Source organism: Bartonella sp. AA168HLJHH, assembly GCF_042197365.1.
Lineage (GTDB): Bacteria > Pseudomonadota > Alphaproteobacteria > Rhizobiales > Rhizobiaceae > Bartonella.
Genome location: NZ_JBHIRS010000002.1, coordinates 253,285 through 277,184, shown reverse-complemented (window position 1 = coordinate 277,184; position 23,900 = coordinate 253,285). Strand labels below are relative to the sequence as shown.

Below are 23,900 nucleotides of genomic sequence, written 5' to 3'. Positions count from 1 at the left end.
AAAATGATGTCTCGCTTGATGAAGTGGATAGCATTTTTTCTTTTTTTGCTTATTCTTGATTTTGCACGCCTCATGGATGCGATAGACAACATCTTCGCTCATTTGAAGCAGTGGTTCTCAAAGAATTAGAAAAACTGTCATACAAGCAAAAACTTCGAAAAATTCTTTTTACTATGAATTGGAGATCCAATCATAAGCGTAGTTCAGAATGCAAACCAAGTCGTAAGAGCCCTAGTGTTTTGGTATTCGGCTTTCGATAGATCAAAACTAAATCTGGCTTGATATGACAATCACGACAATTGCGCCATTGACCTGTTAGCGCATGATCTCTCCAATGCGCTTTTAGCGGTTCATTCTCCGCTAACGCTTTGACCACAAGCAGCAAATCCTTCTCTAGTGTATTAGCATACCTACCTTTGCTTTCACGTTTAAGGTCAGACCGGAATGAACGCGTATAGACAATATAGCAAGCTTAGGTTTTCTTTTCAGATTTACGCATTTCGGTTCTATCTTCGCGTATCATGGTCCTTAAGCTGTCTAATGATGTACGTTCGACGCATCCCATTTCGGCATCCTCGATAGCTCGTAATGTTTCCGGATTTGGTTGAAAGATCCAAGCGGTAATGTTCGATCTCTAGCAATGCGGGTCATAAACATGCGTACTGCATCCGATACAGTTAAACCCGTAGACTTAATAACTGCACTTGCAATTTCTTGAACTTGATCAGGTATGCGGGCTTGAATTTTTCCCATTTCTAAATCCCCTATTTAATTGTAGTACAATGTACTGCACGTTAAGTCTATGTCAAGAGTTTCAACAATAGCTTTTCACAAGAGAACTTAGCAAAATTCAAAAAATTATTAGAGAAAGTTAGAAGAATAAGATATGTTCTGTAGAAGAATATTGGAAAATCCTATTCCCTAACCTTTATTTATGAACCACATACTTAAAAAAACATATAAATCAATGTGATATATGAATAAAAAAGAGCATAATATCACTAAAAGAGTGTTATAGAAATGATGTGTCATGACGATTCTACCACTCAATAGTGCTTCGATAAGAGAGGCAATAGCGCTTCTTGAACAAGGGAAGTTAGTAGCGTTACCAACAGAAACTGTTTATGGATTAGCGGGCGATGCAACCAATGGGAGGGCAATTTCTTCTATTTATTCTACAAAGGGTCGTCCACAAATTAATCCTCTTATTGCGCATGTTAGCGGCATCGAAATGGCGGAACGTTATGTTAAAATTGACTTTCTTTCACGCCAATTAATAGAGGAATTTTGGCCAGGGCCTTTGACATTGGTTTTGCCTTTAAAGGAACAGCATAATATCCATCCTTTAACAACCTCTGGTTTGAATACCTTGGCTGTTCGTTTTCCAGACAGTCGTTTTGCGGAAGTGGTACAACATTTTGGCCGTCCACTTGCTGCTCCTAGTGCGAATCAATCGGGGCGTCTTAGCCCTACTTCAGCTGAGGCTGTTTTTGCATCTTTGGGGGAATCTGTTCCTTTGATATTGGACGGAGGACCTGCTAAAATAGGGCTGGAATCAACGATTATTAAAATTTGTGGTGAAAATATTTATCTTTTGCGTCCAGGGGGGCTTGCGGCTGATGAAATTGAAGAGGTTGTGGGGAAGCCTTTAAAACGGATAGATCAAAGGGCGGCGATTGAAGCTCCTGGGATGTTAAAATCACATTATGCTCCCAATGCTACGGTTCGTTTGAATGTAGAAAAGGTGGAAAATGGTGAAGCGCTTTTAGCATTTGGTTCAAAGCGTGTTATGGGGGCTGAAAATGCCGTTTCTATTTTAAACCTTAGCGAAGATGGAAAGTTGGAAGAGGCAGCCTCTCATTTATTTCAATATATGAAGGAATTAGATTCATTTAAAGTGAGATGTATCGCAGTAGAACCTATTCCATCATACGGATTAGGAGAGGCTATCAATGATCGTCTTATACGGGCTGCGGCTCCAAAGGAGAAATGAACATGGAGCAGGAATTAATTGAAGGGTTTAGGGAAATTGTTGGTGCTAAGCATGCTATAACGGATCAAGCTTTGATTGCACCGTATTTGCTTGAAGAGCGTGGGCTTTTTCATGGAAAAACACCTTTACTTTTACGTCCATCTTCTTGCGCAGAGGTCTCATCGATTATGCAGTTAGCGAGCAAAACGCGCACACCGATTGTGCCACAGGGTGGAAATACAGGGCTTGTGGGGGGACAACAACCAGATGAAGGAGGAGGGAGCGTTCTTTTATCCATGGAGCGATTAAATAAGATTAGAGCTATAAATCTTGAGGGAAATTTTGTTGTTGTAGAGGCTGGTGTTATTTTACAGGATTTACAGAAAAAAGTGGATGAATCAGGTCGTTTTTTCCCTCTTTCTTTGGCATCTGAAGGTTCTTGCCAAGTAGGAGGCAATCTTTCGTCGAATGCTGGAGGGACAGCTGTTTTAGCTTATGGCAATATGCGTGATCTTTGTCTTGGTTTAGAAGTTGTTTTACCGGATGGGCGTATTTTAGATGATTTGCGTTTTGTTAAAAAAGACAATAGCGGTTACGATTTAAAAGATCTTTTTATTGGTGCAGAAGGCACATTGGGAGTTATAACCGCAGCCGTTTTGAAGATGTTTCCAAAAATAAAAGGAAAAGCTGTTGCTTTGGTGGGATTATATAGTCCGGCGAAGGCTTTAGAGTTTTTATCTCTGGCTCAAGAATATGGAGGAGGGATGTTGACAGGTTTTGAGCTCATGGGAAATCTCAGTTTGCAAATGGCTTTAGATTATAAGATGTGTGAGAAGCCTCCTCTTCAGCGGAAACATGAATGGTATGTATTAATGAACATTTCATCGTTGCAAGGCAATGATGAGGCGTTATCGGTATTGAGTACTATTTTAGAAGAAGCTTTAAAGAATGCGGTGATAGAAGATGCAGTTGTTGCGCAATCTTTAAAACAGCAAGATTTTTTTTGGCAATTACGAGAAAGTATATCATCAGCACAAAAGTTAGCAGGAGGGTCCATTAAGCATGATATTGCAATCCCACTTGCTTCTATTCCTGATTTTATTGCTGAGGCAGCGCTTATTGTTGAAGATATTGCTCCAGGAGCACGGGTGATTTGTTTTGGACACATGGGCGATGGAAATTTACATTATAATATTACACAACCTGTAGGAGCTGATACGACAGTGTTTTTGCAGTTATGGTCAACAATGAATCATCGCATTCATAGTTTAGTGGTGGACTATAGAGGTGCATTTTCTGCTGAGCATGGAATTGGTCAGCTTAAGCGCGAAGAACTTCGTTCTTTTAAATCGCCTGTCGCATTGGATATTATGCAAGGGATTAAAAAAACACTCGATCCTTTAGGGATAATGAATCCTGGAAAAGTATTATAATTCAAGAATGGTGATCATGCATTTTTGTTTAGATTTTAATAACCAAAAAAGAAACCAGTTGTTTTTTATTCAAACTTTTAATAATCCAATGAGAAAAAGCTGCTAAAGGGTGTATGTTATTTAAGATAAATTGGGATAATGTATATGGCTAATCAATGCTTTAATCAGGCAAAAGCGGTGCTTGAATTTCGGTTAGATCCGTGCCATTTGCCACAAACGACGACATATTTTTCATCCAAAACGGGTAATCAGGTTATTTGTTCGTTAAATGAGCGTGGTGTTTCTTTTAAAACGGATATGCCTTCAAGCTTATCGCATTTAATACCCCCTTATCATTTTCAAGGAATTGCAGCACGTACCGTAAAAACGCGTTCAGGAGAAAGAGCTGTTGCATTAGAATTACTTCATGCCGATGAGGAAGCTTGTATACCGCTTTTGGTTTCCAGAGATTTGAATAATGTTCTTCTGGATTGGCGGTTATGGGCGGATACTTATGGCCTTCCCATGCTTATGATCAATGAAGATAATCGCATTCTGGTTGTAAAAGATCGTTCTGATTTACATCGATTTTTTGGTACAACAGCACATTCTAAACAAAAGCATTTTTTACTTCGTTATAGCAATCCGTTAGGCTTGCGTTTGGTGATTGCGAATCGAATTGCACTCCAGTAAATTAATATGCATTCATTTTTGTACGACCGTCAGCATTTATCTTGTTGTGCTGTAAAACATCGTTGTTTGGGGAGGTAACATAAGGCATGTAAACTTCACACATGAAGTGTTTTTAGAAGATATGGCGAATATTCTAAGTTTGCTTGTAGGTCTTTGTGTAAGTGCAGCATATGAGTGGGAAGCAAGAGGAACCCGCTTAATGAGAATTCAGACCTTTACAGACGGGATTTGGTGTGACTTTTGGTTCTTGAAAACAAAGAGAAAGTCAATGATTGTAAATGAGAGTTTTTTGACACCATACATTGGCAGCAGGAATCGATGATGTAGAACGCTTTTTTCAGAGAGGTAAAAACGGTTTTCATAACAATAGAAACTGTTTTTTTGCGGTATAATTTTGGGTGTTTGCCACATTATTAAAAACACCAGAAGATTACTGGAAGTGTTTTTGAATTTTTTTTATAAATCATTTCTCCATGTTGAATGAAAGCTTTGAATATTTCAGAATATTCTTATTTCATCTCTCTTTTATAATCAAAATCATTTAGATAGAAAGGGTTATCGTAATATTGAGAATTGGAAAATACAATGATGGTATAGGTTTTTATTTTTATTCCAGAAAGCTGGCAGAATGGATTTATACTATTTGCAGGTAGTGTCGTAAAATGGGAATGATAAGCATGAGAGATATTGTTTAAGAATTTGTATGTGAATAACATAACTATCTTTTTTGGGCATTTTATTTTTCGTAAAAGCGGAATTTCACTAAAAACGCGATAAATAAAAGAAATGATAGTATATACGTTTTTCCTCAGGATTTTATAAGAAAGAAAGTGTTTATAAAAATGATGAGAAAATGCGTTTAAAGTAAAGACAACAGTAAAATGATTATTTTATATTACATCTTCAGATTCAGAAAATTTTCCTATTTTATCATGAGTAGATATCCTATTTACAATATTTGATTGTTCAAAGGAAAGCACACTTATTTTTTCAAAATTATGGCCAACGTAAAACAGTGAGAAAATTTGTGTGTCATGCTCTTATATAAAATAAGAAAATCGTAAAAAAAGAATATTCAAAGGATTTAATTTTCTCGCGCAACGGCTCTCCATCCGATATCTCGACGAACAAAACCTTCTGGCCAATCAATACAATCAACAGCTTCATAGGCACGTTTTTGTGCATGCGTAATCGTTTTTCCTGTTGCAGTTATATTGAGAACACGTCCACCATTTGCAATGAGTTCTCCATCACGCAACACTGTACCAGCTTGAAAAACTCTCACATCGGGAAGAGAGTTTACTTGATCAACGTTACGGATAACAGTACCTTTTTGGGGAGAGTCTGGATAACCATTAGCAGCCATAACAACGGTGAGAGCAGCTTTTTCAGACCACTGAAGAGGCTTATTTTCAAGTTTTCCTTGAGCAGCAGCAAGAAAAATTGGCAAAATGTCATCTTTGAGGCGCATCATTAAAACTTGACATTCAGGATCACCGAATCGTACGTTAAATTCAATTAATTCGGGTCCTTTTTGCGTTATCATTAATCCGACGAAGAGAATACCTTTAAAGGGGGCGCCCATTTCTTTCATGCTTATTAAAGCTGGTTCAACAATTTCTTTGAGAGTACGATTCACTATTTCTTGGGTCATGATGGGCGCTGGTGAATAAGCACCCATACCACCGGTGTTTGCTCCAGTATCCCCATCACCTACACGTTTATGATCTTGAGCAGATCCAAAAGGAAGAGCAACTTTACCATCACAAAGGCAGAAGAAGCTTGCTTCTTCACCTTCAAGAAAAGATTCTACAACAATTTTGTTTCCTGCATCTCCAAATGTACTTTTGAAGCAGGCATCAACTGCGTTAAACGCTTCTTCCATAGTTGTTGCAACCACGACACCTTTGCCAGCTGCTAAGCCATCAGCTTTAATAACAATGGGAACACCTTGTTGCTGAATGTAAGCTTTAGCTTTAGAGGCATCATTAAAGCATTGGTAACTTCCTGTAGGAATGTTATTCTTCCGACATAAATCTTTTGTAAAGGCTTTTGAACCTTCTAGTTGAGCAGCTTTTTGAGTAGGACCAAATACACAGATGTTAGCGCTATTAAGAGAGTCTGTTATACCCGCCACCAAGGGTGCTTCTGGTCCTACAATTACAAGATCAATAGAATGTGCTTTACAAAAATCAATAACAAGGGGATGGTCATCAATGTTCAAATTAATATTTTCACCAAATTCTGTTGTTGCAGGATTTCCAGGAGCACAATATAACTTTGTTAGCAGTGGTGATGCTGCTATTTTCCATGCTAAAGCATGTTCTCGTCCACCTGAGCCAATAAGAAGAATATTCATTGCTTGCTCCTCTCATAAAAGATAATTAATCTCATCCCCTTCTCATAAGAATGAAATGTCTCTATCGCAAGACCAAAGGTAAATCATTTGATGAAAAAAAATAAAAATATCGCGCATGTTCAGTCCTATGATAGCCAAGGACGGGTTATGGATGCATCTTCCAAACAATGGGTCTACAGCTTCCTTCCCCGTTCTTTATGGTTTTATGCGCAATTGGCGCGTTGGGATCGGCCTATCGGTTGGCAATTGTTGATGTGGCCTTGTTTTTGGTCAACAACAATGGCTTTTTTCTCTTATAACATGCATTACGATACTCTTTTATCAATGTTTCTTCATTGGGTTTGGTATCTTTTTCTTTTTTTTCTGGGGTCTATTGCTATGCGAGGGGCAGGATGTACTTGGAATGATCTTATTGACCATAAAATTGATGCTCAGGTAGAAAGGACACGTTCTCGCCCATTGCCGACAGGTCATGTGAGTCGGTTGCAAGCAAGAGTTTTTATACTTGTGCAATGTTTAGTTGGTTTAGTTGTTTTATCACAATTTAATAGGTTTAGTTTTTTTCTAGGTATTTCGTCATTGATAGCTGTTGCATTTTATCCTTTTATGAAACGCGTAACATATTGGCCGCAGTTTTTTTTAGGCGTTGCATTTAATTGGGGGGCATTAATGGGGTGGGCTGTTGTCTTTGGAAGTTTAAGCTGGGCACCAATCTTGCTTTATGTGGGATCAATTTTGTGGACCATAGGATACGACACAATCTACGCACATCAAGATAAAGAAGATGACATTACTGTTGGTGTCCGTTCTACGGCTCTTCTTTTTGGTAAAGCAACCAAGCGTGCTTTAGTATTTTTGTATGGTGGTTTTGTGATGTTCGTTAGTCTAGCATTTTATTTAGCTGGAGTTCCTGTTCTTAGTTTTTTTGGGATTTTTGTGGCAAGCATCCATATGTTTATTCAAATTAAAGTCATTGATATAGATGATAGTTCACAATGCCTCAGGCTTTTCAAATCTAATTCGCTTATTGGTTTTGTGATTTTTGCTGGTTTAGTATGTGGGGGTATATGGATGATATTTTATTCTGCGGTCTAAAAATAAGTTAGCTAAAATCATAGTTTCTACTGAATACAGTATGTTTTTTTTTAATAAGCTTGTTGCTAATCTATTTTTAAGCAATACAGTAGAAAATATCACCAATTAACCTTTACAGTGAAAATAAAATTCTTCTATTTAAATAAAATAAATCAGCTTCTTTTAGAATTTTTCGAATAAAAAATATTTGTTTAATTGTTGCGAAGAAAAAATCTTCATAACGATGAAGTTTGAAGGATTAGGGATAAAGTTTTTGTCTTTTCCAATCGCTGTGTTCAACACAATCCCGTGTAAAAAGCAGACGATCATGTAAACGAAATGGGCGATCGCACCAGAACTCTATAGTAAGGGGTTTAACACGAAACCCAGACCAATAAGGTGGTCGTGGAATATTGCCTAGAGCATAACGCGCAGTATATTGAGCAATTGCTTTTTCGAGCACAAAACGATTGTCTAAAGGTTGAGATTGTTTAGAGGCCCATGCACCAATTCGACTACCACGTGGTCGCGATTGGAAATAGGCATCGGCTTCCTGTTGACTTACTTTTTCAACGATTCCTCTAATTCTGACTTGACGACGGAGTGATTTCCAATGAAAACCTAAGGATGCTTTCATTGATTTTAAAATTTCTTGTCCTTTACAGCTTTCATAATTGGTATAGAAGACAAAGCCTTGGGGACTGTAGTCTTTGAGGAGAACCATACGAACATTAGGGAGTCCTGTTTCGTCAACTGTTGCTAATGCCATAGCATTCGGATCATTTATTTCACTTATCGTTGCCTCTTCAAGCCACTTTGCGAAAAGTTCAAAAGGTTTTTGCATTTGCATAAAATGATCATCTGTTGGTATTTTTTTGCTCATAGTTTCTCCAAATATCAGTGAGCATGGGTGAGGCATTTTCTCATTTACTTTATCATCAAGAAGTCACAGTACCATTTTTTCTTATTTTCAAAAAGCCAATGCTATCGTGTATTTCTATGGTAGTTTAATTATTTTTACTTTAGCATAGACTACAAGGAGCTATATTAAATAAATATCTCATTTTATCTGGTATTTTAGTTTATTGATAGACATATAAAGAGAAAAGAAGAAATTATTCTTTAGAATAGACTGATGAAGCTATAAGGGATATTGAACAACGTATCAGTTGATATTTTGAAAACGAAGAAATTGAAAAGAGGGCAATATGCGTGATCCCTACACGATTCTGGGTGTGGCACGTACCGCAAAATCGCAAGAGATTAAATCGGCATTTAGAAGATTAGCGAAGAAATATCATCCAGACCATAATAAAGATGATACAAAGGCTAAAGAGAAATTTGCTGAAATTAATCAAGCCTATGAAATTATAGGTGATAAAGATAAAAAGGCACAATTTGACCGCGGTGAAATTGATATGGAAGGAAAACCGCTTTATCAAGCCTATGGTGCTGGTGAAAATTTTAGCAATAAACAAAATCCCTTTTCAGGAAGAGCAAAGGGATTTGATTTTTCCTCTTCAGGTGGTGCAAGTTTTGATGCGAGTGATATTTTTCGGGATCTGTTTGGAGGAGGAGGTAGCTTTTCGAATTCTACACACTATAACCGTCCCCAACAAGGAGCACATGTTCGTGCTAATCTTGCCATAACATTAGAGCAGATGGTTGGCGCAGAAAAGGTGGAAGCTGTTTTTCCAAATGGAAAAAAGTTAAAAATTAAACTGCCAGATTATATTGAAGACGGACAGACTATTCGTTTAAAAGGTCAGGGAGAAGAGGTACCTCACGGGCAAGCAGGAGATGCGTTAATAACCATTCAGATTCAAAAACATCCTCGTTTTCGGGTTGAAGGAAGAGCACTCCATCTTGATTTACCAGTTTCTCTCAAACATGCTGTTTTGGGAGCAAAAGAAGAAGTTGAGACGTTGGAGGGGCGTGTGGTTTTAACGATTCCTGCGTGGTCAAGTTCTGATCGCGTTTTACGGTTGAAAGGGAAAGGGCTTCGTTTAAAAAATGGTACAAGAGATGATCTTTATGTGCATGTTCGCATTATGTTGCCGGGAGATGAAAATGCCGCCGCACTAGAACAGTTTTTGCAAATGCAACAAGATTAATTTTAAAAATTTTATATATAAAAGCGTAGTTTTTGTTTGATTTTAAACCAATTGCTTGAAGAAAAAGTTGACCTGTGTCATAGGCAGGTGAATAATACTAATTTTAAGTAACAATGGGGCAGTGCTGATGGCTAAGGGTAATGGTTTATTGTACGGTAAGCGTGGTTTAATTTTGGGGTTGGCCAATAATCGCTCCATCGCTTGGGGAATCGCTAAAGCGGCAAGTAGCGCAGGGGCAGAGCTTGCTTTTACCTATCAGGGTGAAGCAATGAAAAAGCGTGTCGAGCCTTTGGCTGAAGAATTAAATGGATTTGTTTGTGGACATTGTGATGTTTCTGACAGTGTCTCTATTGATACGGTCTTTAGAGAAATAGAGAAGAAATGGGGAAAACTTGATTTTTTAGTTCATGCTATTGGTTTTTCTGATAAAGATGAATTAAGTGGTCGTTATATTGATATCAGCGAATCAAATTTTATGATGACCATGAATATTTCCGTTTATTCGCTAACAGCTCTAACGAAGCGTGCAGAAAAATTGATGCCAGATGGTGGTTCAATCTTGACACTAACCTATTATGGTGCAGAAAAGGTTGTTCCCAATTATAATGTAATGGGGGTTGCCAAAGCCGCTCTTGAAGCGAGCGTGAAATATTTAGCGGTAGATTTAGGTCCCCAAAATATTCGTGTTAATGCTATATCTGCTGGACCAATTAAAACGTTAGCGGCTTCTGGTATTGGTGATTTTCGTTATATTTTAAAATGGAATGAATATAATGCTCCATTACGTCGTACGGTAACAATTGAAGAGGTTGGTGATTCTGCGCTTTATTTTCTTTCAGATTTGTCTCGTTCTGTTACCGGTGAAGTCCATCATGTCGATTCGGGTTATAATATCATAGGTATGAAAGCAGTTGATGCCCCAGACATTTCTGTCGTTAAAGAATAAAGTTTGGTTTATAAGATTTTATTAGACAGCAGTAATTTGACCAAATTTAAGGTGTCCAAGAGTATTTGGGAGAAAAGAGCTGTTTTGTGTATAGCACACAACATACGTTATCGTTGTATATATTTGACAGAGAAATGGATCTTTTTTCATGTCGCATAATACATTTGGTCATTTGTTTCGTGTAACAACATGGGGTGAAAGTCATGGTGCTGCTCTTGGTTGTGTCATTGATGGTTGTCCACCTGGAATTATTTTTACTCTTGCAGAAGTTCAAGCTTATCTTGATAAACGCAAGCCAGGACAATCAAAATACACAACGCAGCGCCGAGAACCAGATGAAGTAGAGGTCCTTTCAGGAGTTGTTGTTCAAGACGATGGAACGACATTGGTGACAACAGGTACACCAATTTCTCTGTTGATTCGAAACACAGATCAACGCTCTCAAGATTATGGAGCAATTGCTCATCAGTATCGTCCAGGACATGCGGATTATACTTATGATATTAAATATGGCATTCGTGATTTTCGAGGCGGGGGACGTGCTTCGGCACGGGAGACGGCAGCACGTGTTGCAGCAGGTGCATTTGCTCGTAAAATCGTTCCTGGTTTGAGTGTACGAGGAGCAGTGATAGCAATTGGTCCTCATAATATTAATCGTGATCGTTGGGATTGGTCAGAGGTTGATAATAATCCTTTTTTTACAGCTGATGCAGAGATGGTTCACATTTTTAGTGACTATATCAGTAAACTCCGTAAAGAGGGGACATCTGTTGGTGCGGTTGTTGAGATCGTTGCAGAAAATGTTCCGGCAGGTTTAGGAGCCCCTATTTACGCAAAGCTTGATCAAGATATTGCCTCGTTACTTATGTCGATTAATGCGGTAAAAGGTGTGGAAATTGGTGATGGTTTTGCGGCAGCCCGCTTGAGGGGAGAAGAAAATGCCGATGAAATGCGAATGGGAAATGATGGAAAACCGCTTTTTTTATCCAATCATGCTGGTGGTATTTTAGGGGGAATATCGAGTGGACAGCCAATTGTTGCGCGTTTTGCTGTAAAGCCTACTTCATCAATTTTAACACCTCGTCGTTCCATTGATGTTGATGGTCATGATATAGACGTTATAACAAAGGGACGTCATGATCCATGTGTTGGGATTCGTGCCGTTCCTGTTGGTGAAGCGATGGTTGCTTGTGCTATTGCTGACCATTATCTAAGACATCGCGGTCAAGTTGGGTGATTGAAAAGGTGAACAATGGCGTATGATGAAAAAAAAATTGTTTCTGCACTTAAAGCTTTTGAACGCGGTGAAATTGTTGTGGTGACAGATGATGATGACCGTGAAAATGAGGGTGATTTAACTGTTGCTGCAGCGCATTGTACAGAAGAAAAGATGGCGTTTATTCTTCGTCACACAACAGGTATTGTGTGCACACCTATGCCAAAAAAAGAAGCAAAACGGTTTAATCTTTCTCCTATGGTACCAGATAATAACTCTGCACATGGGACGCAATTTACGGTTACTGTTGATTTTAAACACGGCATAACAACAGGGATCTCAGCACATGACCGTACATTAGCTGTACGTAATCTTGCGAATTCAAATGCAAGTGCGGATGATTTTGTTCGTCCAGGGCATGTTTTTCCTTTAATTGCGCATGAAGGGGGAGTGCTTATGCGTTCAGGTCACACGGAGGCCGCTGTTGATTTATGTAAATTAGCTAATTTGCCGCCGGTTGGTGTTATCGGTGAGTTAGTTAATGATGATGGAAGCGTTAAACATGGCGATCAGATTATGAAATTTGCGCAAGAACATCGGTTGCATATTATAACGGTTGCAGATTTAATCGCTTACCGCCAACGTAAGGAAATATTGATCAAGCATGTTGGAGAAATGCCTATTGAAACATTCGTAGGTCCCGCTATTGTTCAAAGTTATCAACTCCCTTGGGAAGTCGTTCAGCATATTGCAATTGTTTTTGGTGATGTCCGTGAGGGTGAGAATATTCCTGTGCATTTACATCATGAAAACATTATAAGTGACGTTTTTTGTCAAACTTCAGATATTATGGTGATGATGCGGCGTATGATGGAAAAAGAAAAACGTGGCGTATTTATTTATTTGCGTGAAGGATCTGTTATACAATCAACTGTTGGTATTCAAAACATGACAAGAAACAATTCAGAAAACCATGTGCAGGCGATTGAACGCGAAGAAGAATGGCGCAAAATTGGTTTAGGGTCACAAATTTTAAAATATTTAGGAATAGGCTCTGTTATTATTTATGCTTCTAAAGAGCATCATTATGTAGGTTTGGAAGGTTTTGGAGTTCGTATATCCAGAACAGATATTTTTTGAGGTTCATATGAAAAAAGAGATACAAGAGGGGGATATTACGACCTTAAGCTTTGAGCAAGCGCTTAAGCAACTTGAAGTTATTGTCGAAAATTTGGAACGTGGCGATGTGCCTTTGGAACAATCCATTGATATTTATGAACGCGGTGAAGCGCTTAAAAAGCATTGTGAAAAACTCTTAAGAGTTGCTGAAGCTAAAGTTGAAAAAATCCAGCTTTCAGAAGAAGGTTTTCCAGAAGGAGTGGAACCACTTGATGCTAAATAATTTAAATCTTTTTGGATATTTATTGTGGGACTTAAGAGAAGCAATAACCTTAGTTTATAAACAGAAAGTTTTATTGATTTCTTTTTTATAAAATAAGTTAAAAATGAGGAAATTATAGCTCATCTCAAATAGAAAAGAGCATTTTTCAGTAAAAAAGATGCAAAACTGTAAATAAAAGAGTAGAGAAGATATATTTTTATCATTGTGTTTTCTTGAGTTAAGATAATAGGAAGGATTTTTTTTGTCTCAGGTCTTAACACCATTGCTTGACCGTGTTTGTTTTCCGCAAGATTTGCGGGCATTGCCTGAGTCTGATTTGGTACAGTTGGCTGATGAGTTGCGGACCGCAACAATTGATGCGGTTTCTGTAACAGGTGGTCATCTTGGGGCGGGACTTGGTGTTGTTGAGCTCACTGTTGCATTACATTATATTTTTAATACACCAGAGGATAGGATTATTTGGGATGTTGGTCATCAAACCTATCCACACAAGATTTTAACGGGGCGTAGAGAAAAAATTCGCACATTACGTCAGGAGGGCGGATTATCTGGTTTTACAAAACGTTCAGAAAGTGTGTATGATCCATTTGGAGCGGGGCATTCGTCTACTTCTATTTCAGCGGGGCTTGGTATGGCAGTGGCAAGTGCTTTGAAAGCAGAGACAAGACGCAATATCATAACTGTCATTGGTGATGGTGCAATGTCTGCGGGCATGGCTTATGAAGCCATGAACAACGCTGGTGCTTTGAATGCACGCTTGATTGTTGTTCTTAATGATAACGATATGTCTATAGCACCACCTACAGGTGCTATGAGTGCACATCTTGCACGATTAGTGTCTCGTCCTTCTTATCGTCATTTGCGTGAACGCGTAAAGATGTTGAGCGAAAAATTGCCAAAGTTTTTTTTGGATAAAGCTCGTCGTTCAGAGGAATTTGCGCGTGGACTTTTGGTTGGGGGAACTTTATTTGATGAGCTTGGCTTTTATTATGTTGGACCCATAGATGGGCACAATTTGGGGCATTTATTGCCTGTTTTTAAAAATGTTCGTGAATATCCTAATGGTCCTGTTTTGGTGCATGTTGTAACCCATAAGGGAAAGGGATATCCACCTGCAGAGGCCTCGTCTGATAAATATCATGGTGTTAATCGTTTTGATGTCACGACAGGAAAACAGGTAAAAGCATCAAGTAATATTCTACCCTATACCAAGGTATTTTCTAAAGCTTTAATAGAAGAAGCTCGCAATGATGATAAGATTGTTGGCATAACAGCAGCGATGCCAACAGGGACAGGCCTTGATTCTTTTGCGAAAAAATTTCCTGAAAAAATGTTTGATGTTGGTATTGCTGAGCAACATGCCGTAACTTTTGCGGCAGGACTTGCTTGTGAAGGGTATAAGCCTTTTGTTGCAATTTATTCTACTTTTTTACAGCGTGCTTATGATCAAATTATTCATGATGTATCAATTCAAAAATTACCGGTACGTTTTGCTATTGACCGAGCAGGTTTTGTGGGGGCAGATGGTGCAACACATGCTGGAAGTTTTGATATTGTTTTTTTGGCCACTCTTCCTGACTTTGTTGTTATGGCACCTTCTGATGAGCTTGAACTGATGCATATGGTGCGTACAGCTGCAGCTTATGATCAGGGACCAATTTCTTTTCGTTATCCGCGTGGTGAGGGGATTGGTATAGATTTACCGCAACGTGGTGAGTTATTAGAAATTGGAAAAGGGCGCGTTCTGCGTGAAGGAAATAGAATCGCTTTGGTTTGTTTTGGAACGCGGATGTCAGAAGTGTTGCAAGCTGCTGATGCGTTGGAGGTTGAAGGATTGTCTACAACGGTTGCAGATGCACGGTTTGCAAAACCTTTAGATAAAGATTTGATGCGTCGTTTGGCACGTGAGCATGAGGTATTGGTGACAATTGAAGAAGGGGCAATCGGTGGATTTGGAGCGCACATATTACAATTTTTAGCGCAAGAAGGGCTCTTAGAGCATGGTTTGAAAGTTCGTACACTAAAATTTCCTGATGAATATTTGAATCATGGTTCACCAGAAAAAGTTCTTTCACGTGTCGGACTTGACGCTATGGGTATTTTAAACACGGTTTTTGCTGTTTTGGGACGCGAGATTCGAACAGGATAGAAAATTCGAGTATGAGATGGCTTCCAGAAAAAGACTCGATATTCTTTTAGTTGAAAAAAACTTTTTTACGACACGTTCACGCGCACGTGATGCAATTATGCGCCAAACTGTTAAAGTTAACGGAGAAATCGTTTTTAAAGCTGGGCAAATCGTTTTTGATGATGCAGAGATTACCGTTTGTGATCCAGCGCAGAATTATGTTTCTCGGGCAGCGTTAAAATTGATTGCTGCACTTGATGCATTTCCAATTATAACAGATAAAGTGACAGCCATTGATGTTGGTGCATCAACAGGTGGTTTTACGCAAGTTCTCTTAGAGCGTGGAGCAGATCATGTCATTGCCGTTGATGTTGGGCATCATCAATTTGATAAACGTTTATTGGGCAACAGTGCTATAACGTTATTAGAAGGCTTGAATGTCAGAGATTTTAAACAGGAACATTTAGGTGGGCGAGAAATTGATCTTATCGTTTCAGATGTTAGCTTTATTTCGCTCAAACTTGCATTGCCTCCCGTGTTGTCTTTAGCCAAGAAGGGTGCCCAAGCTGTTTTACTGGTAAAGCCTCAGTTTGAGGTTGGTCGTAAACACTTTAGTAAGGGAGGAATATTAAGTCCATCAAGTGCTAAAGAAACTGCTGAGGCGCTTTTTGTTTGGTTAAATATACAAACAGGGTGGAGTGCAAAAGGTTTAATTTCTTCCCCTATTACAGGTGGTGATGGCAACGTGGAATATTTACTATTCGGAGAAAAACAAGAGTGAATGACAATGTCATAATCGATCATATCGGAGCAAATGGTTATGGTATTGCTAAGACGTCTCACGGCTTCGTTTCTGTTCCTTTTACTTTACCAGGAGAGTGTGCTGAAATTACTGTTCATGGAAAATATGCAACATATATAACATTAAAAGAAAAATCATCAGAACGCATTGATACTCTTTGTCAGCATTTTGGAGAATGTGGAGGGTGTACTCTTCAGCATTGGCATATGGATGCTTATCGCGTATGGAAACAACAATTGGTTGTTGAGGCGCTTAAAAAGTATGGACTTAATAATGTTGTTGCGCCTTTAATAGAATGTAAACCTTATAGCCGACGGCGGATTACTCTAACAGCATCCATGACCCCACAGGGGCAAAAAGTTGGTTTTAACCGTTATCTCTCTCATGAGATTGTAGCTCTTGAGGAATGCCCAGTAAGCCGTCCAGAGCTTATTTCTCAGTTGCATAATATCAGAGAGCTCTGTGCTTTTCTAAAGAGCTCTGCCAAACGGTTTCATGTTACGATAACATGTGTTGAAAATGGTTTAGATGTTGCTTTAAGCGGTTGCATTATACACCATGAATCACTTCGTCAGAGAATGATCAGTGCTGCTCTTTCATATGGGATTATACGTTTATCTGTTGACGGTGAAGTTTTGGTTGAACGAGAAAAACCAGAGATTTACTTTGGAGATGTCCGTGTTGAATTTCCTTCTGGTGGTTTTCTGCAAGCAACTTGTGAAGCTGAAAATATAATGGGCAATATTATTTTGACTCATTTAAAAAAAGCAAAGAATGCTGTTGATTTGTTTTCAGGGGTAGGAACATTTACCTTGCGTATGGCAAAAAAGATGAATGTTCATGCAGTAGAAAATAATGAAGATGCATTAAGAAATCTAAATACAGCAGCACGTTTTGCGACTGGTTTAAAAACGGTCACTTGTGAAAAACGTGATCTTTTCCGACATCCCCTTTCTGTAAAGGAACTTGAATGTTTTGAGAGTGTTGTTTTTGATCCTCCCCGTGCTGGTGCAGAGCAACAAGTACGTGAATTAGCGAAGACTATAGTATCACGTGTTGTGGCAATTTCTTGTAATCCTACTACATTTGCTCGTGATTTATCTCTTCTTGTTGCAGGGGGGTATACAGTAGAAAAAATCATACCGATTGATCAATTTTTATGGTCACCACATGTCGAAATTGTTGCTGTTTTGAGCAAAAAGAAAAAAAAGAAAGGTTGGAAACTTTAGCCTAATTTTTTTAAAAGTTTACCTGAGTATTATTATAAAATCTCTCCAAAATTTATCTATAATAATAACCTTTTTCTCGTTGATTTAAGAGCACTAAATGTAGAAAGTCTTTTTTATTATGAATATAAAAGACAAGTTACCCCACACAAAAGACTAATATCTTACGAAAAAGATGTGTCTGAATAAGCCTGTGCCGTCGTTATATTTGCCATCCCCTAATGTTTCTTAAAACTCTTGGCACTTGAGACGCCCCATAAGAGGAATCTTTAGTCTTTTCTTGTACAGTTTTTATCCATATAACTCTCCCCGCCTGTAACGTATAAACGAATGATTTTGATTGATCCAACAGACACAGATTTAAAATGAGAGAATCTTGCGGTATTCAAGGTTCTAATACAATATGAATAACGCTAGATTATCTTTATAAATCAATTCATTGTAATCTCCCCCTCACAAAATGGTCGTAATAGACGAGAAGGAGGCAATACTGGGAAGGAATGAGCAAGCTTATTCCTCTATAAGCGCAGTCCCACCGATTGTCATATTATTGATTCGAAGATGAGGTTGACCAACACCAACAGGGACATTTTGCCCTGCTTTTCCGCACATACCAATACCATTGTCTAGTTTACTATCATTACCAATCATTGTGATACGTTTCATAGCATCCGGTCCATTTCCAATAAGAGTTGCACCTTTGATTGGTGCACAAATTTTGCCATTTTCTACTCGGTATGCTTCAGTACATTCAAAGACGAATTTTCCGGAAGTAATATCAACTTGTCCTCCACCAAATGAAACAGCATAGATACCACTTTTAAGTGAAGAAAGGATTTCTTCAGGTGTTTTATCTCCTCCTAGCATGATTGTATTGGTCATTCGTGGCATTGGTGCATAAGCATAAGATTCACGCCGTCCATTTCCAGTTGATTTACCTCCCATAAGCCGTGCATTAAGCCTGTCTTGCATAAAACCAACGAGTTTTCCATCTTCAATGAGAACGTTATATCCTGAAGGGGTCCCCTCATCATCGACAGTGAGAGAGCCACGGCATTGTGGAATTGTTCCATCATCAACAACTGTAACACCTTTTGCTGCAACTTGTTGTCCTAAAAGTCCAGCAAAAGCCGATGTTTTTTTACGGTTAAAGTCACCTTCTAAACCATGACCTACGGCTTCATGGAGCATAACACCAGGCCATCCGTTAGCTAAGACAACATCAAAAGATCCAGCAGGTGCTGCTTCTGCTTCTAAATTTGTTAAAGCCATACGTAAGGCTTCATCCGCGGCTTTTTTCCAATTGTCTTCATGAATAAATTGGTTAAATGCTTGTCTCCCTCCACATCCATAAAAACCATTTTCACGACGATTGCCTTCAGCTGCGACCACAGATATAGAAAGTCGCACAAGGGGACGAATATCACGAACCAAATAACCATCTGCACGTAAAATTTCAACATGTTGTAGCGAGCCGGAAAGAGAAACAGTCACCTGATGCAATTTATCATTTTTAGCACGTAAATAGGCATCAATTTTTTGCAAAAGAGCACTTTTTTCTTCAAATGATGGAGCATCAAGGGGATTATGCGGTTGATAAAGCCTTTTGTTTGTTTGTTGAGGTGCTATGCTATAAGTCCCTGCATGATTATTATAGGTAACAGCTTTAGCAGCTTCACTGGCACGTTTGAGTGCAGCAGCTGATAACTCACTAGAGTGAGCATATCCAGTAGCCTCTCCAGCAACAACGCGTAGTCCAAATCCCATATCTTGATGAAATGAGCCGTTTTTAAGCTGTCCATTATCAAATAAAAGAGCTTCGCTTTCTGTATACTCAAGGTAAAGCTCACCATCATCAGCATGATGAAGTGTTTCCTGTATAAGTGATTGCACTTTAGAGGAAGCAATATCAAAATGATCAATCAGCGATTTCATAAGAATTATCCTATTTGTATGGGGGCTTCGAAGATTTTTATCAATCTAATTTTAAGAATCTTTCAAAATATACGATGAGATTTTGATTGTTTAAAATGTATTGATTTCATTCATGTCGGTAAGGTTGCATAGGCGTCGCCAAGACCATGAAGGTCAACAAAACCTCCAATCCCTTGTTCAGGAGTTGTAAAGATAAAATAGGTTGCCATTTTTCCTTTTAAAAAGAGCTGCAATATGTCTTCTTTAAGAAAGGCTTCAGCAACACAATTATCACCAAGACAACGACGATATTCCATTCTGCCCATATTTTTATCGTCAATTTTAATTCCAACGCCAGGACGTAATTCAACGCGAATCGGAACAAAAACACGCATCAAAGCACCTTGCTTTTGAGGAAGTTTATAAAATGTAACGCGCAAGGTAATATCTTGACGCCCTTGTGTGTGAACGTTTTGTACAATTTCACACTGCATGTTAGGTGTACCTGGTGGTAGAGAACACACTTTTGTCCATGCACCATAGGTTTGCGGAGCAGGAACATCTTGTGCATAGGGTGTTTGTGCAAATGCATGACTGATAAAACTACTATAAAGTGTGTAAAGAACAGCACCAATAAAAAAAGTTTTTTTGAGTAATTTATAAAGTATCACAGAAAATCCTATCCGACTCAACACCCACAACCGTGCATAGATTTACATAAAAAATGAATTCCCTATAAAAAACTATAACACAAAATCAGTATTTACCCAAATATATTAATTCATATGATATATTTTTATGATACATTTGTAATGTGGAGAGAACGTTGATTGAAAAAATGTATTTTTATTGCCAATATTTCCATTTACTTTTAGGGGATACGTGCGAAAGAGATATTTTATATTTTCTCAAAAATACGATTGGTCTTAATGGGTTATTTCCATACGCTAGATAATATTTGTCAGATAATATTGGGTTTGTGAATGACAGAAATGGAAAAGGGCTTTGAGTGGAATGTCAGTTTCAGAAGAGTTATCGGTTGTGAATGATAAATCAACGCCACCAAAATCCGGTATTGGTGATTACATCACATTATTAAAGCCACGTGTTATGTCTCTTGTGGTCTTTACGGCTCTGGTTGGTTTGCTTGTATCGCCTGTTCCTATCAATCCGTGGTATGGTTTTTTAGCAATTTTATGTATTGCTGCTGGTGGCGGTGGTGCGGGAGCACTGAACATGTGGTATGATGCTGACATTGATGCTGTGATGGAACGGACTAAAAAGCGTCCTATTCCCATGGGTAAAATCAGCTCCCAAAAGGCATTTATTTTTGGCATGGTTCTTTCTATGCTCTCGGTATTGGTTATGGGGAGCTTCATTAATTGGTTTGCGGCATTTTTTCTTGCGTTTACGATTTTCTTTTATGTCGTTATCTATACAATTTGGTTAAAGCGTATCACACCACAAAATATTGTTATTGGTGGTGCTTCTGGGGCTTTTCCACCAATGATTGGATGGGCCGTGACAACAGGGACAGTGAGTATTGATAGCTTTTTATTATTTTTAATCATTTTTATGTGGACCCCCCCTCACTTTTGGGCTCTTTCTTTATTTTCATCTCTTGATTATGAGGCTGCAGGTATCCCTATGATGCCTAATGTACGAGGTGAACATTCAACAAAAAAACAGATTTTATTTTATACTATTTTGATGGCATTGTGTGCTGCTGCTCCTTGCTTTACTGGTCTTGGCGGAATTTTTTATGGTATTTTTTCAACAATTTTAAGCATTATCTTTATTTATTTTGCCTATCGTTTATGGAAAGCTGATACACATAATGAAACTATTTTGATGGCCAAAAAAACGTTTTTCTTTTCGTTACTGTATTTGGCAGCTATCTTTGGAATTCTTTTGATTGAATCTCTTGTTTGGTATTTTATCGCTCTTTAGTTGCGTAAAATGAAAGAGCAAATTTTAAAAGAGCTTTTCTTCAAGAAAATGCTGTAAGAAAACACGATAGAGTGTGTTCTTATGTAAAAGATGATATTGCACGTTTTTTTACATTGCTTATTCATGTATAATAATAGGTTGTTTGAATATATAGCTAAAACTATAGAGATTAAGGATGATTTATGTCTGGACTTCCCCCTTTAACGATACGTCTTTGTGGTCCACGTGGATTTTGTGCAGGGGTTGATCGTGCTATCCAGATTGTTCTGCTTGCATTAAAAAAATATGGTGTTCCAGTATATGTCCGTCATGAAATTGTACACAACCGCTACGTGGTTGAGGGATTACAGCAACGGGGTGCTGTTTTTGTCGAAGAACTTAATGAGATTCCAGAAGAACATCGCAATCAACCAGTTGTTTTTTCTGCTCATGGTGTACCAAAATCTGTTTCAGAAGAAGCACGATACTATAATTTGTTTTATCTTGACGCAACATGTCCGTTGGTCTCGAAAGTTCATAAACAAGCGATACGACATCAACGTCATGGTCGTCATGTTATATTGATTGGTCATGCTGGTCATCCTGAGGTGATAGGGACAATGGGACAGCTTGAAGAAGGAGTTGTGACGCTTATTGAAACGATAGAAGATGCTTTGCATTATCAACCCAATGATCCAGATAAATTAGGATTTGTGACACAAACAACGCTTTCTGTTGAAGATACTGCAGGAATTATCGATATATTACAACAACGTTTTCCTACATTAGCAGCCCCAGCGGCTGAGTCAATTTGCTATGCTACAACGAATCGACAAGATGCGGTTAAAGCAGCTGCAAAGGGGAGCGATTTGTTTTTGATTGTTGGAGCACCAAATTCTTCTAATTCACGACGTTTAGTAGAGGTTGCCGAAAAGTCTGGTGCGCGGCAAGCTATTTTAGTTCAGCGCGCTGATGAAATTAATTTTGAAAACCTAAAATCTCTTTCTATTGTCAGTCTTTCAGCAGGGGCTTCGGCTCCTGAAATTATTATTGATGAAATTATTTCAGCATTTCGTGAGCGTTATGATGTCACAATAGAATTAGCTGAAACAGCGGTAGAAACGGAAAAATTTTTAGTGAGTCGCGAATTACGTGACGTCATTTTAACGTCTCAAGATATGGCTTTCGTCAATGGTCAAGCAAATAGTGCAAAAAATGAAAATCAGAATACAAACATATCTACAACGAAAGCAGAATAATGGCCGTTTATACAGATATTCACCCAAATGATTTAAAAGTGTTTTTAACACGTTATGCAATAGGATCACTTTTGTCTTATCAAGGTATAGAGGAGGGGACTGAAAATTCTAATTTTATGTTAGAGACAACACAAGGGCGATTTATTTTAACACTTTATGAAAAGCGTATTTCAAAAGATGATTTACCTTTTTTTTGTCGCTTGATGCAGCATTTAGGACAGCGTGGAATTCCTTGTCCTCAACCTGTTATTCAAAATGATGGAATGATGATCTGTGAATTAGCAGGACGTCCTGCCGCTATTATTACTTTTCTGGAAGGAGAGTGGATCCGCCAGCCCAATATAGATCATTGTGGCGAAGTGGGGACGGGGTTAGCACAATTGCATTTAGCAGGACAGGATTTTACACTTAGTCGTAAAAATACTCTTTCTGTTATGGATTGGAAGGTCTTGTGGCAACGTTGTCAAACCAAAGAAGATGCATTGTTAAAAGAATTTGGACAAAAAATTGAGTTGGAATTGGCTTTTTTACAGAAAAATTGGCCGTTCAATTTACCAATAGGCATTATTCATGCAGATCTATTTAATGATAACGTCTTTTTTGTGAATCATCGTCTTTCTGGGATGATAGATTTCTATTTTGCTTGTAATGACTTTTTTGCTTATGATTTAGCGATCTGTTTAAATGCTTGGTGCTTTGAGCCTGATCATTCCTATAATCTTACCAAAGCACGTAAGTTATTGGAAAGTTATCAAAAAATAAGACCATTGATCCCTTTAGAATTGGACAAGATGGTTTTATTAGCTCGTGGTGCGTCTCTACGTTTCTTACTCACACGTCTATATGATTGGTTTAATACACCGCCTAATAGCTTTGTTATTAAGAAAGATCCATGGGAGTATTGGCACAAGCTTTGTTTTTTCAGTAATGTAAATTCGCTAAGTGAATTAGGTTTTTAAATTTTATGGCAACTCCACAAAAAGTCGTTGAAATTTATACAGATGGTGCTTGCTCAGGGAACCCTGGAATTGGAGGATGGGGGGCAATTTTACGCTGGAATGGTCATGAACGGGAGCTTTATGGCGGTAAGGTCCATACGACAAACAATCAAATGGAACTCATGGCGGCAATTTGTGCATTAAAGGCGCTTAAAGAGCCCTGTTTGGTCGATCTTTATACAGACTCAGTTTATGTACGTAACGGTATATCTAAGTGGATTGAAGATTGGAAAAAGAATAATTGGCGCACTGCATCAAAAAATCCTGTTAAAAATATGGAGCTATGGCAAGCTCTTGAGGATGCTAGTTCTTGTCATACAGTTAGATGGCACTGGGTAAAAGGGCATGCGGGACATCCAGAAAATGAACGCGCAGATGCCCTTGCTCGCAAAGCAATTACTCAATATCGTGAAAATGGACGTTTTCCAGCATAATTGCTTTTTGAGAGCTTTTTCT

At 38.4% G+C, this 23,900-nt stretch carries 21 protein-coding genes and 1 pseudogene; 16 read left to right on the top strand and 6 right to left on the bottom strand.

All coding sequences use genetic code 11. The annotated features are described in order from the left end of the window. Positions 1-190: 190 nt before the first annotated feature. Together ACFINM_RS03055 and ACFINM_RS03050 are read right to left on the bottom strand one after the other, a co-directional pair. Positions 191-463, bottom strand: a complete 273-nt coding sequence (locus tag ACFINM_RS03055) for a type II toxin-antitoxin system YafQ family toxin (RefSeq protein WP_375640341.1) — start codon at positions 461-463, stop codon at positions 191-193. Positions 464-472: 9 nt separating this feature from the next. Continuing rightward, positions 473-753: pseudogene (locus tag ACFINM_RS03050) on the bottom strand (type II toxin-antitoxin system RelB/DinJ family antitoxin). A gap of 277 nt (positions 754-1,030) precedes the next feature. Here ACFINM_RS03050 and ACFINM_RS03045 point away from each other — a divergent pair. The 3 genes from ACFINM_RS03045 (at position 1,031) to ACFINM_RS03035 (ending at position 4,077) form a co-directional block, all read left to right on the top strand. Continuing rightward, positions 1,031-1,993, top strand: a complete 963-nt coding sequence (locus ACFINM_RS03045; RefSeq protein ID WP_375629538.1) for an L-threonylcarbamoyladenylate synthase — start codon at positions 1,031-1,033, stop codon at positions 1,991-1,993. Positions 1,994-1,995: 2 nt separating this feature from the next. Beyond that, positions 1,996-3,405 (top strand): FAD-binding oxidoreductase, encoded by a 1,410-nt coding sequence (locus tag ACFINM_RS03040; RefSeq protein WP_375629535.1) that lies wholly within the window; start codon positions 1,996-1,998, stop codon positions 3,403-3,405. Between the two features lie 144 nt (positions 3,406-3,549). Further along, positions 3,550-4,077 carry a DUF6101 family protein gene (locus tag ACFINM_RS03035; RefSeq protein WP_375628324.1) on the top strand — a complete coding sequence of 176 codons (528 nt, stop codon included), beginning with the start codon at positions 3,550-3,552 and terminating at the stop codon, positions 4,075-4,077. A 1,084-nt stretch (positions 4,078-5,161) separates the two neighbouring features. Here ACFINM_RS03035 and purD read toward each other — a convergent pair. After that, on the bottom strand, positions 5,162-6,436 hold the full coding sequence (gene purD / locus ACFINM_RS03030; protein WP_375640326.1) for a phosphoribosylamine--glycine ligase: 1,275 nt from the start codon (positions 6,434-6,436) through the stop codon (positions 5,162-5,164). 90 nt (positions 6,437-6,526) lie between these two features. Between purD and ubiA the strand changes: the two genes are divergently transcribed. After that, positions 6,527-7,531, top strand: a complete 1,005-nt coding sequence (gene ubiA, locus ACFINM_RS03025; protein WP_375620644.1) for a 4-hydroxybenzoate octaprenyltransferase — start codon at positions 6,527-6,529, stop codon at positions 7,529-7,531. Positions 7,532-7,769: 238 nt separating this feature from the next. Here the strand turns inward: ubiA and pdxH are convergent, their stop codons facing one another. Further along, a complete protein-coding gene (gene pdxH, locus ACFINM_RS03020; protein WP_375640321.1) occupies positions 7,770-8,393 on the bottom strand; it encodes a pyridoxamine 5'-phosphate oxidase in 624 nt (207 codons plus the stop codon). 325 nt (positions 8,394-8,718) lie between these two features. Here pdxH and ACFINM_RS03015 point away from each other — a divergent pair, with 325 nt between their 5' ends. The 8 genes from ACFINM_RS03015 (at position 8,719) to ACFINM_RS02980 (ending at position 17,347) form a co-directional block, all read left to right on the top strand. Then, the gene (locus ACFINM_RS03015) at positions 8,719-9,624 is read left to right on the top strand and encodes a DnaJ C-terminal domain-containing protein (RefSeq protein ID WP_375620646.1); all 906 of its coding nucleotides are present in this window, start codon (positions 8,719-8,721) and stop codon (positions 9,622-9,624) included. A 127-nt stretch (positions 9,625-9,751) separates the two neighbouring features. Then, positions 9,752-10,570 carry an enoyl-ACP reductase FabI gene (gene fabI, locus ACFINM_RS03010; protein WP_375620647.1) on the top strand — a complete coding sequence of 273 codons (819 nt, stop codon included), beginning with the start codon at positions 9,752-9,754 and terminating at the stop codon, positions 10,568-10,570. 148 nt (positions 10,571-10,718) lie between these two features. Then, positions 10,719-11,807 carry a chorismate synthase gene (gene aroC / locus ACFINM_RS03005; protein WP_375620648.1) on the top strand — a complete coding sequence of 363 codons (1,089 nt, stop codon included), beginning with the start codon at positions 10,719-10,721 and terminating at the stop codon, positions 11,805-11,807. Positions 11,808-11,822: 15 nt separating this feature from the next. Further along, positions 11,823-12,926: a 3,4-dihydroxy-2-butanone-4-phosphate synthase gene (gene ribB, locus ACFINM_RS03000; protein WP_375620649.1), complete on the top strand. Its 1,104-nt coding sequence runs from the start codon at positions 11,823-11,825 to the stop codon at positions 12,924-12,926. 7 nt (positions 12,927-12,933) lie between these two features. Further along, a complete protein-coding gene (locus ACFINM_RS02995; protein ID WP_375611123.1) occupies positions 12,934-13,188 on the top strand; it encodes an exodeoxyribonuclease VII small subunit in 255 nt (84 codons plus the stop codon). A 241-nt stretch (positions 13,189-13,429) separates the two neighbouring features. After that, positions 13,430-15,337: a 1-deoxy-D-xylulose-5-phosphate synthase gene (gene dxs, locus ACFINM_RS02990; protein ID WP_375620650.1), complete on the top strand. Its 1,908-nt coding sequence runs from the start codon at positions 13,430-13,432 to the stop codon at positions 15,335-15,337. Positions 15,338-15,353: 16 nt separating this feature from the next. Beyond that, positions 15,354-16,097: a TlyA family RNA methyltransferase gene (locus tag ACFINM_RS02985; RefSeq protein ID WP_375620651.1), complete on the top strand. Its 744-nt coding sequence runs from the start codon at positions 15,354-15,356 to the stop codon at positions 16,095-16,097. Next, on the top strand, positions 16,094-17,347 hold the full coding sequence (locus ACFINM_RS02980) for a class I SAM-dependent RNA methyltransferase (RefSeq protein WP_375620652.1): 1,254 nt from the start codon (positions 16,094-16,096) through the stop codon (positions 17,345-17,347). The genes ACFINM_RS02985 and ACFINM_RS02980 overlap by 4 nt, the downstream gene beginning before the upstream one ends. Before the next feature lie 507 nt (positions 17,348-17,854). On the opposite strand, the gene tldD is transcribed toward ACFINM_RS02980, so the two are convergent. Next, positions 17,855-19,279, bottom strand: coding sequence for a metalloprotease TldD (tldD, locus tag ACFINM_RS02975; RefSeq protein ID WP_375611127.1), 1,425 nt, complete (start codon positions 19,277-19,279; stop codon positions 17,855-17,857). A 110-nt stretch (positions 19,280-19,389) separates the two neighbouring features. Further along, positions 19,390-19,929, bottom strand: coding sequence for an invasion associated locus B family protein (locus ACFINM_RS02970; RefSeq protein ID WP_375640316.1), 540 nt, complete (start codon positions 19,927-19,929; stop codon positions 19,390-19,392). 343 nt (positions 19,930-20,272) lie between these two features. Here ACFINM_RS02970 and cyoE point away from each other — a divergent pair, with 343 nt between their 5' ends. The 4 genes from cyoE to rnhA all read left to right on the top strand — a co-directional run bounded on the left by cyoE (position 20,273) and on the right by rnhA (position 23,878). Beyond that, positions 20,273-21,208 carry a heme o synthase gene (gene cyoE, locus ACFINM_RS02965; protein ID WP_375640311.1) on the top strand — a complete coding sequence of 312 codons (936 nt, stop codon included), beginning with the start codon at positions 20,273-20,275 and terminating at the stop codon, positions 21,206-21,208. A 182-nt stretch (positions 21,209-21,390) separates the two neighbouring features. Continuing rightward, positions 21,391-22,446 carry a 4-hydroxy-3-methylbut-2-enyl diphosphate reductase gene (gene ispH, locus ACFINM_RS02960; protein WP_375640306.1) on the top strand — a complete coding sequence of 352 codons (1,056 nt, stop codon included), beginning with the start codon at positions 21,391-21,393 and terminating at the stop codon, positions 22,444-22,446. Then, complete coding sequence (locus tag ACFINM_RS02955) at positions 22,446-23,405, top strand: homoserine kinase (RefSeq protein WP_375640301.1); 960 nt, start codon at positions 22,446-22,448, stop codon at positions 23,403-23,405. Before ispH ends, ACFINM_RS02955 begins: the two co-directional genes overlap by 1 nt. A 5-nt stretch (positions 23,406-23,410) precedes the next feature. Further along, on the top strand, positions 23,411-23,878 hold the full coding sequence (rnhA, locus tag ACFINM_RS02950) for a ribonuclease HI (RefSeq protein WP_375620656.1): 468 nt from the start codon (positions 23,411-23,413) through the stop codon (positions 23,876-23,878). Positions 23,879-23,900 lie beyond the last annotated feature (22 nt).